15 protein-coding genes are annotated in these 12990 nt (G+C 70.9%); 8 read left to right on the forward strand and 7 right to left on the reverse strand.

Annotation, left to right across the window (positions count from 1 at the left end; genetic code table 11):
* Positions 1-26 precede the first annotated feature (26 nt).
* Positions 27-695 (forward strand): response regulator transcription factor, encoded by a 669-nt coding sequence (locus DEU36_RS04985; RefSeq protein WP_120263184.1) that lies wholly within the window; start codon positions 27-29, stop codon positions 693-695.
* Complete coding sequence (locus tag DEU36_RS04990; RefSeq protein ID WP_310790723.1) at positions 692-1795, forward strand: HAMP domain-containing sensor histidine kinase; 1104 nt, start codon at positions 692-694, stop codon at positions 1793-1795. Before DEU36_RS04985 ends, DEU36_RS04990 begins: the two co-directional genes overlap by 4 nt.
* A 6-nt stretch (positions 1796-1801) precedes the next feature.
* Here DEU36_RS04990 and DEU36_RS04995 read toward each other — a convergent pair whose 3' ends face one another.
* Positions 1802-2110, reverse strand: coding sequence for a TraR/DksA family transcriptional regulator (locus DEU36_RS04995; protein WP_120263185.1), 309 nt, complete (start codon positions 2108-2110; stop codon positions 1802-1804).
* 208 nt (positions 2111-2318) lie between these two features.
* Between DEU36_RS04995 and DEU36_RS16285 the strand changes: the two genes are divergently transcribed.
* On the forward strand, positions 2319-2453 hold the full coding sequence (locus tag DEU36_RS16285) for a hypothetical protein (RefSeq protein ID WP_259455221.1): 135 nt from the start codon (positions 2319-2321) through the stop codon (positions 2451-2453).
* 120 nt (positions 2454-2573) lie between these two features.
* Entirely contained in the window at positions 2574-4076 is a 1503-nt protein-coding gene (locus DEU36_RS05000; RefSeq protein WP_120263186.1) for an MATE family efflux transporter, read from the forward strand.
* 18 nt (positions 4077-4094) lie between these two features.
* Here the strand turns inward: DEU36_RS05000 and DEU36_RS05005 are convergent, their stop codons facing one another.
* Positions 4095-5777, reverse strand: coding sequence for an NYN domain-containing protein (locus DEU36_RS05005; RefSeq protein WP_120263187.1), 1683 nt, complete (start codon positions 5775-5777; stop codon positions 4095-4097).
* A gap of 83 nt (positions 5778-5860) precedes the next feature.
* Between DEU36_RS05005 and DEU36_RS05010 the strand changes: the two genes are divergently transcribed.
* From DEU36_RS05010 to DEU36_RS05020, 3 genes are read left to right on the forward strand one after another with little or no spacing between them, the layout of a single operon-like run.
* Positions 5861-6658, forward strand: coding sequence for a glycosyltransferase family 2 protein (locus DEU36_RS05010; RefSeq protein ID WP_120263188.1), 798 nt, complete (start codon positions 5861-5863; stop codon positions 6656-6658).
* A complete protein-coding gene (locus tag DEU36_RS05015; protein WP_120263189.1) occupies positions 6655-7512 on the forward strand; it encodes an endonuclease/exonuclease/phosphatase family protein in 858 nt (285 codons plus the stop codon). Before DEU36_RS05010 ends, DEU36_RS05015 begins: the two co-directional genes overlap by 4 nt.
* The gene (locus tag DEU36_RS05020; RefSeq protein ID WP_259455222.1) at positions 7509-8153 is read left to right on the forward strand and encodes a hypothetical protein; all 645 of its coding nucleotides are present in this window, start codon (positions 7509-7511) and stop codon (positions 8151-8153) included. Before DEU36_RS05015 ends, DEU36_RS05020 begins: the two co-directional genes overlap by 4 nt.
* Here the strand turns inward: DEU36_RS05020 and DEU36_RS05025 are convergent.
* The 3 genes from DEU36_RS05025 to DEU36_RS05035 form a co-directional block, all read right to left on the reverse strand.
* Positions 8137-9369, reverse strand: a complete 1233-nt coding sequence (locus DEU36_RS05025; protein WP_120263191.1) for an NAD(P)/FAD-dependent oxidoreductase — start codon at positions 9367-9369, stop codon at positions 8137-8139. The two genes, DEU36_RS05020 and DEU36_RS05025, sit on opposite strands and share 17 nt — an antisense overlap.
* A 183-nt stretch (positions 9370-9552) precedes the next feature.
* Positions 9553-9918, reverse strand: a complete 366-nt coding sequence (locus DEU36_RS05030; protein ID WP_120263192.1) for a hypothetical protein — start codon at positions 9916-9918, stop codon at positions 9553-9555.
* 157 nt (positions 9919-10075) lie between these two features.
* Positions 10076-10900: an SDR family NAD(P)-dependent oxidoreductase gene (locus tag DEU36_RS05035; RefSeq protein ID WP_120263193.1), complete on the reverse strand. Its 825-nt coding sequence runs from the start codon at positions 10898-10900 to the stop codon at positions 10076-10078.
* Between the two features lie 133 nt (positions 10901-11033).
* Here DEU36_RS05035 and DEU36_RS05045 point away from each other — a divergent pair, with 133 nt between their 5' ends.
* Positions 11034-11249 (forward strand): DUF2945 domain-containing protein, encoded by a 216-nt coding sequence (locus DEU36_RS05045; RefSeq protein WP_120263194.1) that lies wholly within the window; start codon positions 11034-11036, stop codon positions 11247-11249.
* Between the two features lie 78 nt (positions 11250-11327).
* On the opposite strand, the gene DEU36_RS05050 is transcribed toward DEU36_RS05045, so the two are convergent.
* Together DEU36_RS05050 and DEU36_RS05055 are read right to left on the reverse strand one after the other, a co-directional pair.
* Entirely contained in the window at positions 11328-11783 is a 456-nt protein-coding gene (locus DEU36_RS05050) for an SRPBCC family protein (RefSeq protein WP_120263195.1), read from the reverse strand.
* Positions 11784-11896: 113 nt separating this feature from the next.
* On the reverse strand, positions 11897-12982 hold the full coding sequence (locus DEU36_RS05055) for a DNA glycosylase AlkZ-like family protein (protein ID WP_120263196.1): 1086 nt from the start codon (positions 12980-12982) through the stop codon (positions 11897-11899).
* Between the last annotated feature and the right edge of the window lie 8 nt (positions 12983-12990).

The raw sequence follows: 12990 nt of genomic DNA on the forward strand, positions 1-12990 counted from the left end.
TATACGCGCCCGCCTATCCTGAGGCCATGCGTGTGCTGATCGTCGAGGACGAGCTGTTCCTCGCCGAGGCGATCCGCGACGGACTGCGCCTCGAGGCGATCTCCGCCGACCTCGCCGCCGACGGGGAGACCGCGCTGGAACAGCTGGCGATCACCGCATACGACGTCGTCGTGCTCGACCGCGACATCCCGGGCCCGAACGGCGACGAGATCGCCCGGCTCCTCTCGCAGCGCCCCGAGGCTCCACGCATCCTCATGCTCACGGCGGCGGACCGGCTCGACGACAAGGCCTCGGGCTTCGAGTCCGGCGCGGACGACTACCTCACCAAGCCGTTCGCGATGCGCGAGCTCGTGCTGCGGCTGCGCGCTCTGGCCAGGCGGTCGGCGAACGCCGCTCCCCCGATCCGCGAGTTCGGCGACGTCCGACTCGACCCGTTCCGACGCGAGGTCTACCGAGACGGACGCTACGTCGCCCTGACGCGGAAGCAGTTCGCCGTGCTCGAGGTGCTCCTCAGCGCCGGAGGCGGGGTCATCAGCGCCGAGACGCTGCTCGAACGCGCCTGGGACGAGAATGCCGACCCGTTCACGAACGCGGTGCGCATCACGATCTCCACGCTGCGCAAACGACTCGGCGAGCCCTGGGTCATCGAGACGGTGGCGGGCGTCGGGTACCGGATGTCGGACCCCGCACCGTGATCGCCCGCCGCCGCGGGCTCTCCCTGCGGGTCTCGCTCACCCTCAGCTACGCCGGTTTCCTGGTCGTCGCGGGCGCGGTGCTCTTCGGCGTCGGGCTCCTGGCCCTGCGGTTCGTGCCGAGCGGCGACCTGTTGAGCCAGTCCACCGGCGGCTGGGCGCCCGGACGCGGCGACCTCACCGACGTCTTCGTGAAGTACGCATGGTGGGCTCTGGCCGCACTGGTGGTCGTCGGCCTGGTCGGCGGGTGGTTCCTCTCGGGATGGATGCTCGCCCCGCTCGGGCGCATCACCGACGTCGTCGGACGAGCCGATGCGGCCACGCTCCACCGCCGGATCGCCCTCCGCGGACGCCGGAACGAGCTCACCGACCTCGCCGACGCCTTCGACGACATGCTCGACCGGATCGAGCGGGCGGTCGCCGAGGAATCGCGCTTCGCGGCGAACGCGTCGCATGAGCTGCGCACTCCGCATGCCGTCATCCGGACGATCGTCGAGGTCGCCCGCGCCGATCCGGACGGGCGCGACGTCGACCTCGTTCTGAGCAGGATCGCCCAGACCAACGAATGGGCGATCGTGACGACCGAGGCGTTGCTCGAGCTCGCGCGTGCCGGCCGAGCCGGTCTGACTTTCGAGCCCGTCGACCTCGCGGAGGTCGCCCAGCGGGTCGTCGCCGACGCGCGCGAGATCGAGCTCACGGCACCGCGCCGCACATCACCGAGCATCCGGCTGGAGTCGGGCCCGGCGATCGCGCGCGGCAACGCCGCCCTTCTCGGGCAGCTCGTGTCGAATCTCGTCACGAATGCGCTCCTCCACAACCTCCCCGACGGCGGCGAGGTCGCGGTGCGCACACGGACGGCGCCGGACGGTTCGGCGCTGCTCGAGATCGTGAACACCGGACCCGACCTCGATCCGGCTCGCGTCGCGACACTGACCGAGCCGTTCGTCCGGGCGGGCGACCGCACCCGCGCGGCATCCGACCGCGGCGTCGGTCTCGGGCTGACCATCGTCTCGGCCATCGTCCGCAGCCACCGCGGCGATCTGCTCATCACCCCGCGCGACGGCGGAGGCCTGTTCGTGCGCGTGGCGCTGCCGAGCGCCTGATCGGCCTCAGGCGGTCTCGGCCCGGCTCTGGCACTCGATGCATGCCGGCGCGTACGGCACCGCTTCCAGTCGCGCCGGTGCGATCGCCCGCCCGCATCCGACGCACCGGCCGTACGAGCCCGAGCGAACGCGGTCGAGCGCCTCGGTGATCAGAGTGATCGTCGCGCGGTGCGATGCGGCGGTCTGGTAGGCCACCGGGTCGACGGAGGGAACAGCGCGGGGCTCGATGTCCTGCAGCAGCTCACGGCGCTCGGCGAGCAGCGCCTCGAGGCGCATTCGCACGTCGCTCGAGGTCGCTTCAGCGGTCTTTTCCATTTTTCTTCCGTTCTGCTTTTCAGGGTGCACCAAAAGCCCCGGTCTCGAGCCCGCAAAGGCGAGACGACGGGGCGGTGACCACCAACCATAGCCACACCGCACAAAAAAGCAAGTCACGGGAATCGGCGACCGAAAACCGATTTGACTTCCCTTTTTTCCGGGCTATGGTCGGGAGTCACACGCCAGCCACGAGGGGAAGCGAGTTCTCATGTCGACGAAAACACCACGCACACGAGGCGACAAAAAGGCGCCGCAATTGACGTTGAAGGAAAAGCGCGCAGCCAAGCGCGAGAAGCAGGATGACGGCGCGTTCCTGAAGCCGCGCAAGGGATCCGCTCGCTGACACCGCGAGCGCGCGTGCGGGATCCCCCGTGGCGCATCTCGAATCGATTCGATACACTGACCGACGGCGGCGCTCCGGCGCCGCCGTTGTCGTGCCCGCATCTTCTCGAAAGCCACCGCGATGTCCCGCACCCTCACCACCGGCAGCCCCTGGCGCGTCATCCTCGCGTTCTCGGTGCCCCTTCTGATCGGCAACGTGGTGCAGCAGATGTACCACATCGTCGATGCGGTGGTGGTGGGCCGCTGGCTCGGGGTCGACGCGCTCGCGGCCGTCGGCGCGACGGGTTCGATGCTGTTCCTGCTCATCGGTTTCGCGTGGGGGCTCACCTCGGGATTCGCGATCCCCACGGCGCAGGCTTTCGGGGCCGGCGACCACGCCGCCGTGCGCCGCTCGGTCGCAGCGGGGGCCACGCTGACAGCCATCACGAGCGTCGTGCTCACCGTCGTGGCGCCGTTCCTCTCGCGACCACTGCTGCAACTCCTGCAGACGCCCCCGGAACTCCTCGACGACGCGACGGCGTTCGCCGTCGTCAGCTTCCTCGGCGCGGGGGCGACGATGTTCTTCAACTACCTCGCGGCGATCATCCGTGCGATCGGCGACTCCCGCACGCCGCTGATCTTCCTGACGGTGGCCTGCGTCTTCAACGTCGTGCTCGTGGTGGTGATGGTCGGCCCGCTCGGGTGGGGCGTCGGCGGCGCCGCCCTCGCAACGGTCGTGTCGCAGGCACTGTCGGTGGGACTGTGCCTCGACTACATCCGGCGCCGTATCCCGGTTCTGCGCATGCGGCGCGCCGACTGGCGCATCACCCGAACCGACCTCGCGCTGCACCTGCGGCTCGGCCTGCCCATGGGCTTCCAGGCGTCGATCATCGCCATCGGCACCCTCGCGGTGCAGGTCCGTCTCAACGAGCTCGGCGCCGACGCCGTCGCCGCCTACACGACCGCCTCACGTGTCGACGGCCTGGCGGTGGCCCTGCTGCAGTCGCTCGGCCTCGCCGTATCGATGTTCGTCGCTCAGAACTACGGCGGTGGGCGCCCCGACCGCATTCGTCAGGGCGTCGCGCAGGCGACCTGGATGGCCGTGATCGGCGCCGTCGGGCTCGGCGTGGTGCTCATCACCTTCGGGGCGCCGCTGGTCCGGCTCTTCGTCGGCGACGGTTCGGACGGCGTCGTCTCCCTCGCCGCCCTCATGCTGATCATCAACGGGGCGACGTACACCGCGCTGGGCGTTCTGTTCGTCTTTCGCGGGGCCCTGCAGGGACTCGGCCACACCCTCGTGCCGACCGTCACCGGCATCGTCGAGCTCGTCATGCGCGCCGGGGCGGCCGTGGTGCTCGGTGCGTTCCTGGGGTTCGCGGGAGTCGCATGGAGCAACCCCCTCGCGTGGCTGGGGGCGACCGTCATCCTCGTTCCGGCCTACCTCCGAGCCCGGCGCGAGCTCGCCGACATGCCCATCGCCCGCGCCGATCACATCAGCACGGCGACGACCCCCGTGCCCGTGGTCGGACCGGCGAGCGGCTCGATGGTCGTCGATGCCGTGGTCACCCAGCCCGTGCCTGTCATCCCCGACGCGCGGCGACGACGTCGCCCGCTCGCCGCCGCACTGCGCCGCGGCCGCGGCTGACCGGAACCCGCCCCGCGGTCAGCTCGCCGACGAACCCGGCCGGGATGCGCGGCGCGGTGCCCGCTTGACGGGGGCGGATGCTGCCGCCGGAGCCGATGCGGCGTCGGCGGGCGCCTCGGCCGCAGGCTCGGCAGCCGGCTCGACCGGCGCCTCGGCAGCCGGAGCCTTGCGGCTGCGCGACGCGCGCTTCGGCCGGGCGGGCGCCTCGGAGTCCGACTCGCCCGACGGAGCCTCCGGGGCGCTGGTCCGGCTGCGCGACGCGCGCTTGGGCCGCGCGGGGGCCTCGGTCTCGGTCTCGACCGGCTGAGCGGTGCCGGTCTCCGGAAGCGACACGGATGCCGCGTCGGCGCTGGGCTCGGCGGCGGCCGGAGCAGCCGTCGCCGACGGTCCGTCGTCGTCCGCCGCGGACGCGGCACCGGTGCGGGCGGTCGTCGCCCGAGGGGTCCGCGTCTTCGCAACGCCGCTCTTCGGCGCCGTCTTGGTGGATGTCTTCCGCGCGGGCGTCTTCTTCGTACCCGCGCTGACCGCCACCGTCTCGCCTTCGGCCGGCGAAGCATCCGCAGAGCCGGTCGCCTCGTCACGGCTCTCGCCCTCCGGCGCATCCGCATCCGCGTCGGCATCCGCATCCGCGGACAGTGCCGCCGATGCCGTGGCGTTGGCGCGCGAGGCGGACGAGACCGCGTCGAGCGCGGCATCCAGAGCTGCGCCCAGAGTGAGCTGCTCGATCATCGGACGGCCTCCGCGCGCCGACGACCCGCTCGTCCCTTCGGCCGGGGCCGATTCCCGGGAGCTGTCGTCATGAGAATCCGCGCCGCCCTCCGGCACGGCCGAGGCGGCAGCCTCGGCGTCGGCTACCGCGCTCTTGGCACGCGACGACGGCTTGCGCCGCGAGCGCCCACCCGCGGACCCGGTCTCGACGTCGCCGCGACCCTTTGCAGGCGCATCCGCCGAGTCGTCCGAGGCCTTCGACCCCGACGTGCTCTTCGGGCGCAGGGACATGCCGCCCGGCTTCGACTCGATCGTGAACAGGCCCACGGCGCGGACGAGGTCCGACAGCTTCGCATAGCCCCAGTTCCGGGGGTCGAAGTCGGGCTGCTGCTTGCGCATGAGCTGACCGACGGTGCCGAGGTCGGACCAGCCGTCGTCGGCCGAGGCGGTCTCGGCGGCGCTGCGCAGGAGAGCGACGAGGCGCGCGTCGGCACGCAGCGCCGCCGCCGTCCAGCGCTCCGAGGTGGTCGATCGCGCGGCGTCCCGCTCGTCGACGACGCCGAGCACCTCGAGGTAGGTGAACTGATCGCACGCGTTGCGGAAGGCCTCGGGCGTCTTGCGCTCACCGAAGCCGTACACGGTGACACCCTCTTCGCGGATTCGGGATGCCAGACGCGTGAAGTCGCTGTCGCTCGAGACGATGCAGAACCCCTGGAACCGTCGCGTGTACAGCAGATCCATCGCATCGATGATCAGAGCACTGTCGGTCGCGTTCTTGCCGGTGGTGTTGTCGAACTGCTGCATGGGCTGGATGACGTGCTCGCTCGCGGCGTCCTTCCATCCACGGAGCTGAGATTTGGTCCAGTCGCCGTAGACGCGCTTCACCGAGGCCGTGCCGTAGGTCGCGATCTCGGCCAGCACCCCGCCGATGCGCGAGGGCGAGACGTTGTCGGCATCGACGAGGACGGCGAGGAGATCGCTCTGCTGAGGCATACCTCCAGCATGTCATTGACGAGGCTCGACAGCACTGTCAAGGCGCTCCCGCCCGTGCGCCGCCGGTCGTAGCGTGAGGTCCGATGACACTCGAATCCCGGCCCCTGCCCCACCGCCCGACCGTGTCGGTCGTGATCCCGGTGAAGGACGACGCCGTGATGCTGCGACGGTGTCTGCGCGCCCTCGCCGAACAGACCGAGCCGCCCGACGAGATCGTCGTGGTCGACAACGGCTCGCGCGACGACTCCGCCGACGTCGCCCATGCCGCCGGCGCGCGCGTCGTCGAGTGCGCGGCCACCGGCATCCCCGCGGCGGCGGCGACGGGGTACGACCACGCGACCGGCGATCTCGTCCTGCGGCTGGATGCCGACTCGCTCCCCGCCCCGACCTGGATCGCCGACCTCTGCCGCGACTTCGCACGCAGGCCCGACATCGCCGTGCTGACCGGAGGCGCCCGCTTCGTCGACGGGCCGCGGGCGCTGCGACGCCCCCTCGCCGCGACGTACCTCGGGCTGTACGCGCTCCTGGGGTTCGCCGCGCTGGGCCATCTGCCGCTGTTCGGCTCGAACCTCGCCTTCCGGCGCACCGCGTGGCGGAGCGTCAGCACCGAGGTGCACCGCGCAGACGCCGAGGTGCACGACGACTTCGACCTCGCCTTCCACCTGGGCGGGCGTCACCGGATCGCATACTCGCGCCGCGCAGACATGGGGATCTCCATGCGCCCCTTCGACGATCGGCGCGCCTTCGGCACGCGCATCGCCCGGGGCTTCCACACCGTCGTCTCGCATTGGCCCGACGAGCTGCCGCACCGCCGCGTAGCTCGCCGGCTACGCCGCACGGGTCGCCACGACGTCACCCGCGCAGCGGAGGGGCGGCGATGACGCGCGCAGCGAGCGAGAGCGCCGTCGCCCATCTGTTCGGCCCGAGCGAGCTGCATCCGCACGACCTCCACGTCGCGACTTGGAACATCCGCCGGCGCATCGACGGACCGACCTGGCCGCCGAACGACCGCTGGACGGTGCGCGGTCGGCGGTTGGCCACGGTGCTCCACGCGGACCCGCCCGCTATCCTCGGCACGCAGGAAGCGATGCCCGACCAGGCCGATCTCGTCCGGGCCTCCCTCGGCACGTCGTACCGCTTCGTCGGTCACGGCCGCAACGCCGACGGCCGTGGCGAGGGATGCCCGATCTTCTTCGACTCCGACCGTCTCGAGCTGACGGGCCATGAGCAGTCGGCCCTCTCCGACACACCCGAGGTCGCGGGCTCGACGTCGTGGGGAAACCCGGTACCGCGGGTGGTGGTCCGCGCTGCCTTCCGTGATCGGGTCACCGGCTGCTCATTGACCGTGCTGAACACGCACCTCGACGTCTTCTCCGCCCGATCACGGCTGCGCTCGGCCTGGCTGCTGCACGACCTCGCCGCCGAGACGACGGGGGCGGTGATCGTCATGGGCGACATGAACGCCGGCCCGGGCTCCGCTCCGCTGTCAGCGCTGTTCAGCAGCCGTCTCGTCGACGCGTGGCAGGCGGCGGAGGTCAGAGCGACGCCGCTCTGGGACACCTATGGCGGCTACCACCCGCCGCGCGTGCGGAAAGGGCCGATCGACTGGATCGCGGTCGATCGCTCCCTCCGCGTCACACGGGCCGCCGTCGACACGCGCACGATCGACGGCGCGGCACCGTCGGACCACCTGGGCGTCCACGTGCTCCTCCGCCTGGACGGGGGCGCGTCGTGAGCCGGCCCACCATGATCGAGAACTTCCTCCGCCCGCCGCGCACGACGAGTGCCGTCGTCGCAGACGCGGTCCGGCTGTGCGGTGTGCTCAGCATCGTGGTCGCGGCGCTGTGGTTCGAACTCACGGATGCCGGCATCCTGGCCTTCGCCCTCCCGGCTCTCGTCGCGCCGCGCTTCGTCGGCGTCCGTCCCGCATTCGACATCGTGTGCGGCGTCACGGTGCTGGTCGCGGCCTGGAGCAACGTGGTCGACCTGTATCGCAGCGTTCCGTCGTGGGACATCCCGGTGCACCTCGTGTGCACGGGCGTGCTCGCGGCGCTCGCGTACATCGCGGCGGCCCGCATCTCGATCGTGCCGCTGCCCGGCGGCGAGGGGTTCCGCCGGCGCACCGGCCTCGTCGTCACGACGGCCTTCGGGCTGGCTTTCGCCGCGCTCTGGGAGATCGTGGAGTGGGTGGGCAAGCTCTTCGTCGACTCGATCCTCGTGACCTACGACGACACGATCGGCGACATGGCCGTCGGCGGCCTCGGTGCGCTGATCGCGGGCATCTTCGTGGCACGCGTTCGCCTGACGGCGGAGGGCACGGCCGAACGGGGGCACGACGCCGATCAGGATGCCGCGGGCGTCACGCCCTCCCGGTGAGGATGAGGTTCCAATACACCCAGGGCAGCACGCGGCGGTCGAAGAACCAGGACAACGCGCTCTCGCGGTACATGCGCCGGAAGAAGGGGATCGTCGGCATGAGCTCGCCCGAGGGCCCGAACTCGGCCCACACGACGCTCGAGCGCGACACCGTCATGGGGCACACGCCGTACCCGTCGTAACGTGCGCGGGGCTCGTCTCCCGCCAGGGCCGCGGAGAGGTTCTTCGCGAGGACCATGGTCTGCTTGCGCAGAGCTCCCCCGCTCTTCGAGTTCGTCGTGGCAGCGGCATCGCCGATCGCCCAGATGCCGGCGAAGCGGGTGTGGCGAAGGGTCGCGGGATCGACGTCGACGAACCCGTCCGCGTCGCCCTCGGCGGCGAGCCCGGATTCCCGGATCCAGTCGGGCGCCGACTGCGGCGGCACGACGTTGACGAGGTCGAACCGGATGCGTTCGATGCCGGTCGGCGACGCGATCACGACCTCGGAGGCCGCGGCATCCACCTCGATCAGCGCGCTCTCGGTCCGCAGCTCGATGCCGTAACGGTCGATCGCCCGCTGGATCTCCCGGTCGAAGGCCGGGATGCCGAACACGGTCTTCTCCGGAACCACAAGGATGACCCGGATGTCGTCCAGCACCCCGATGCGCTGCCAGTAGTCGCACGCCTGGTACATGGGCTTCTGCGATGCGCCCGCGCACGAGGCGGGACCGGCGGGCTGCGTGAAGACGACGGTGCCCCGCCGCAGATCGCGCAGGCGCAGCGACGTGCGCGCCGCGAGGTCGCCCTCGTAATGGGTGGTCACGTCGCCTGTCCCGATCGATTCGGCCAGCCCCGGCACGCTCGCCCAGTCCTTCTGCATCCCGGGGCTCAGGACGAGGTGGTCGTAACCGACCTCGTCGCCCGATGCGAGGCGGACGGTCGAGCGGTGCGGGTCGACGGAGATCACGGCATCCTGGATCCACCGGACGCCGTCGGGGATGACGCTGCGCTGCGGCCGGACCGTCTCGCTGATACGCGCCGTACCGCCCGCGACGTGCGAGAACAGCGGCTGGTACTCGTGGGTGTCCTTCGGCTCGATCAGCGCGATGTCGTCGACGCCCTGCCGCTGCAAGCGGGCTGCCGCTGATACTCCGCCGTTGCCGCCGCCGACCACGACGACCCGGTGATGCGCGGTGTGCGACCGAGTCGCTCGAGGATCGGATGCTGCCGTCGCCATGTGATCACGCTAGGCGTAACCCTCGGAACGACGAGGGTGGTTGCGTCGGGCGAGCGCGGGGTCTAGAGCGTCGCGCGCATCCCGCCGAGAACGCACCGTCGCCGCGAGCACGCACGTTGGACGGTGCGTTCTCGGCGCTGAGGTACGTTCTCGGGGGCCGGGCCGGGGCGGGGCAGAGCGGGGCTAGAGCGTCTCGGTGATGTAGATAAGGATGAAGATGGCGAGCACGCCGACGGCGAGGATGCCCATCGCGAATGCGAGGCGGCGGTTGCGCACGGGCGCCTCGTCCGATGAGCGCGCGGCGACCACCATCATCGCCCAGCCGACGACCGCGTAGACGACGCCGACCGCGGGCAATGCCGTCTGGAGCTGGAAGGCCAGCACGAAGAGCACGATCGCCACCGCAGCCAGGACGCCCGCGGGCACGAGCCAGCGCGACGCCGCCCCCTGCCGGAAGCTCGCCTGGTTGGTCAGATCCGTGGGATCGGGCCTCGGGTGGCGGTCCGGCATCTGCTCGGGTCCGTGGGGCTCGTTGCGCTCGTCGACCATGTCGTCCTCCCGTTCGCCCCCTCACGCTATGTGCGGCCCCGCGCCCCGCCGACCCCCTTGCGCATCCCGCGCCGAGCGCGCACCATGCCCGCGAAAGCGCACGCCGCACGGTGCGTTCTCGGCGCGGCGGTGCGTTCTCGGCGCTGACACCGTCGCGTCAGCGGGCGAGGCCGACCATCTCGGCGCTGCGGTCCCAGAGCTCCCGGGCGAGGCCGGCGTCGGTCGCGTCGCGGTGAGAGCGGGCCGGGCGATCGTTCTCGTAATAGGCGCCGGGAACCCAGTCGCGGTTCGGCGTGCCGTCGGCGAGGAAGACCAGTCGTGCACCGCCCTCGTCGGTCGTCGTGAGCAGGCGCCGGGCGATGGGGTTGTGGTAGACCCAGCGGAGGGGGCCGGGCACGTTCGCGGCGAACTGGGTCGCGACGACTCCGGGGTGGAACGCAGCCGCTGCGATGCCCCGATCGCCGAAGCGGGTCTGCAGCTCGCGGGTGAAGAGGATGTCGGCGAGCTTGGCATTGCCGTATGCGATGCGCCCCGAGTATCGCTTCGCCGCGTTCAGATCGGTCACGTCGAACCGCGAGAACAGGCGCGCGGCCACGCTCGCGGTCTGAATGACGGATGCCTCACTCTCGATGAGCCGGTCCAGCAACAGGTTCGTCAGCAGGAACCCGGCGAGGTGATTGACCTGGAACGTCTGCTCGTAGCCGTCGACGGTGAGCGCACGCGGGCCGAAGATGCCGCCGGCGTTGTTGGCGAGCACGTCGATGCGCGGGTACGCCTCGAGCAGTTCGTCGGCGAGGCGCCGCACCTGTGCGAGCTCGGCGTAATCGGCGAGGTGGTAGGGCGCGTCGAGCGTGCTCGCGAGAGCACGTGTCTTCTCGGGCGAGCGTCCGACCAGGACGACGCGATTCCCCTCTCGGACGAGGCGCCGCGCCGCGGCCGCGCCGATTCCATCGCTTGCTCCCGTGATGACGATCGTGCGCATGTGGGCAGTCTCGCAGGCCGCGGCCGGTCGGCGAGAGCACTGGCGCATCCGGCCCCGGTGTGTCAACGGCTTCTCCCCCGGTCCCGCCGGGCGACAGGATCGCCGCAACCGATGCACAACGGAAGGAGCCGCGATGGCTCAGGAACTGTCGAAGGGCGACCGCGTCAGCTGGGATACCTCCCAGGGGCGGACGCACGGGAAGATCGTCGAGAAGAAGGAGAAGGACTTCCAGTTCGCCGGTCAGAAGTTCACGGCATCCGCCGAGGAGCCGGCCTTCATCGTCGAATCGGAGAAGAGCGGCGACCAGGCGGCCCACAAGCGGTCGGCGCTGCGCAAGCTCCGCAGCTGAGCCGCAGCATCCGCTCGATGCGACGAGAGGCCCCTCCGCTGATCGGAGGGGCCTCTCGTCGTACCGGAGCGATCGAGGTCAGTTCTCGATGTCGCCGCGCCAGGCACCGGTCTCGGTGCCGCGCGATTCGATGAACTCCTTGAAGCGGGTCAGGTCCTTCTTCACGGCGTGGTCGTCGATGCCGATGGCGGCGCCGACCGACTCGACGAAGCCCTCGGGCGTCCAGTCGAGCTGCACCGTCACGCGCGTCTCGTCGTCGCTGAGCTTGTGGAAGGTCACGACGCCGGCATGCTCGTCCTTGCCCTCGACACTGTTCCAGGCGACCCGCTCGTCGGGGTGCTGCTCGGTGATCTTCGCGGTGAACTCGCGCTCGGCCCCGCCGATCTTCACCTTCCAGTGGGTCGTGCCGTCGTCGAGCTGGGTGACCGACTCGACGAAGCTCAGGAAGTGCGGGAACGACTCGAACTGCGTCCACTGGTTGTATGCGACGGAGACGGGCACGTCGACGTCGATGGTCTCGATGATGCGAGCCATGGGCGGCTCCTTTCGTTTCGATTGCGGGGCTGTCACCATGCTTCGCCGTCGGCGCCGCCGTGGCGACCGCCTTGCGACGTCGACGGACGGCTGGTAGGCCCGCGATCGATGTTTCAGTCGAGCCCGCGCACGGGCACGCCGAGCCATTCGGCCAGGTCGCGGATCTCCGCCTCGACCATCTCGCGCTCCTCGCTCTCCCACGGCACGAGCTCGTGCAGCGCGGCGACGACGAGATGCTCCTTCGGCTTGTCGAGGGCGGCGTCGAGAAGGCCGATGAACCGGTCGCCGCAGAGGATCGGATGCGCGAAGTAGCCGTACACACGCTGCGCTCTCGGTACGAACTGCTCGAGTTTGTAGGTGAAGTCGAACGCTTCGATCAGGCGGGGGCGGTCGAACAGCATGCCGTCGTAGGGGTTGAGGATCGCGACCCGCCCTCCCGGGTCGTCATCGACGGCCTCGAACGCCCGCGGGTCGACCCGCCACTTCCAGGTGCTCCCCTCGACGACGGCCGGCTCACCGGCCATCCCCACCCCCGACCACGACGAATTCTGCCGCGCGAGCCCCGCGCCCTGCAGCCGGCGCTCGTCGAGGAAGGCCCCGGCCTCGTCGTAGGTGAGGTCGTCGGGCTCGGCACCGCGCGCCCGCTCGGCGACATCCCACCGGCGCAGCCGACCGGCACGCCCGACGACCGCGACCTCACCGAGCCGCTCGAGCAGGTCGAGCATGCGCGGCACCTGGTTGTCGCTGTACCAGCCGCTGTCGTTTCCGGCGGGCACGGCGGCGGTGTCGGGGATATCGGCCGCCAGCAGCGGTCCGTCGGCGCGCAGCCGCGCCAGGACGTCGGCGCGGAAAGCGCTGTTGGCCTCGAGCCACGCAGCGGTGCTCTCGCGGACGGGACGCAGCCGCATCCGCACGCGCATCGCCGGAAGCATGCTCGCGGGGTGGAACGAGCCGGCGTACTCGAAGAGCTGCCGGTCGTCTTCGACGGCCTTCGTCAGCTGCCCCGGCTCGTACCCCCAGCCGATCCTCGCCCACGGGATCGCCTGCTCGCTGGGCGCGATGACGGCCGTCGGGTCGATCTTGATCGCGCCGATCTGCTCGGCCACCTCGACGACGTCGCCGGGACGGTCTGCTTCGAGCAGCTGCGCCCGAACGATGATGCGGCGGGCCTGCTCACGCGTGAGCCGGTGCGGTTCCATGCCACGAC

Source organism: Microbacterium sp. AG238, from assembly GCF_003610405.1.
GTDB lineage: Bacteria > Actinomycetota > Actinomycetes > Actinomycetales > Microbacteriaceae > Microbacterium.

Excerpts from the sequence above, each read along its gene's own strand:
- DEU36_RS04985 (WP_120263184.1), top strand. The coding sequence starts at position 27 with ATGCGTGTGCTGATCGTCGAGGACGAGCTGTTCCTCGCCGAGGCGATC.
- DEU36_RS04995 (WP_120263185.1), bottom strand. The coding sequence starts at position 2,110 with ATGGAAAAGACCGCTGAAGCGACCTCGAGCGACGTGCGAATGCGCCTC.
- DEU36_RS16285 (WP_259455221.1), top strand. The coding sequence starts at position 2,319 with ATGTCGACGAAAACACCACGCACACGAGGCGACAAAAAGGCGCCGCAA.
- DEU36_RS05000 (WP_120263186.1), top strand. The coding sequence starts at position 2,574 with ATGTCCCGCACCCTCACCACCGGCAGCCCCTGGCGCGTCATCCTCGCG.
- DEU36_RS05005 (WP_120263187.1), bottom strand. The coding sequence starts at position 5,777 with ATGCCTCAGCAGAGCGATCTCCTCGCCGTCCTCGTCGATGCCGACAAC.
- DEU36_RS05010 (WP_120263188.1), top strand. The coding sequence starts at position 5,861 with ATGACACTCGAATCCCGGCCCCTGCCCCACCGCCCGACCGTGTCGGTC.
- DEU36_RS05015 (WP_120263189.1), top strand. The coding sequence starts at position 6,655 with ATGACGCGCGCAGCGAGCGAGAGCGCCGTCGCCCATCTGTTCGGCCCG.
- DEU36_RS05025 (WP_120263191.1), bottom strand. The coding sequence starts at position 9,369 with ATGGCGACGGCAGCATCCGATCCTCGAGCGACTCGGTCGCACACCGCG.
- DEU36_RS05030 (WP_120263192.1), bottom strand. The coding sequence starts at position 9,918 with ATGGTCGACGAGCGCAACGAGCCCCACGGACCCGAGCAGATGCCGGAC.
- DEU36_RS05035 (WP_120263193.1), bottom strand. The coding sequence starts at position 10,900 with ATGCGCACGATCGTCATCACGGGAGCAAGCGATGGAATCGGCGCGGCC.
- DEU36_RS05045 (WP_120263194.1), top strand. The coding sequence starts at position 11,034 with ATGGCTCAGGAACTGTCGAAGGGCGACCGCGTCAGCTGGGATACCTCC.
- DEU36_RS05050 (WP_120263195.1), bottom strand. The coding sequence starts at position 11,783 with ATGGCTCGCATCATCGAGACCATCGACGTCGACGTGCCCGTCTCCGTC.
- DEU36_RS05055 (WP_120263196.1), bottom strand. The coding sequence starts at position 12,982 with ATGGAACCGCACCGGCTCACGCGTGAGCAGGCCCGCCGCATCATCGTT.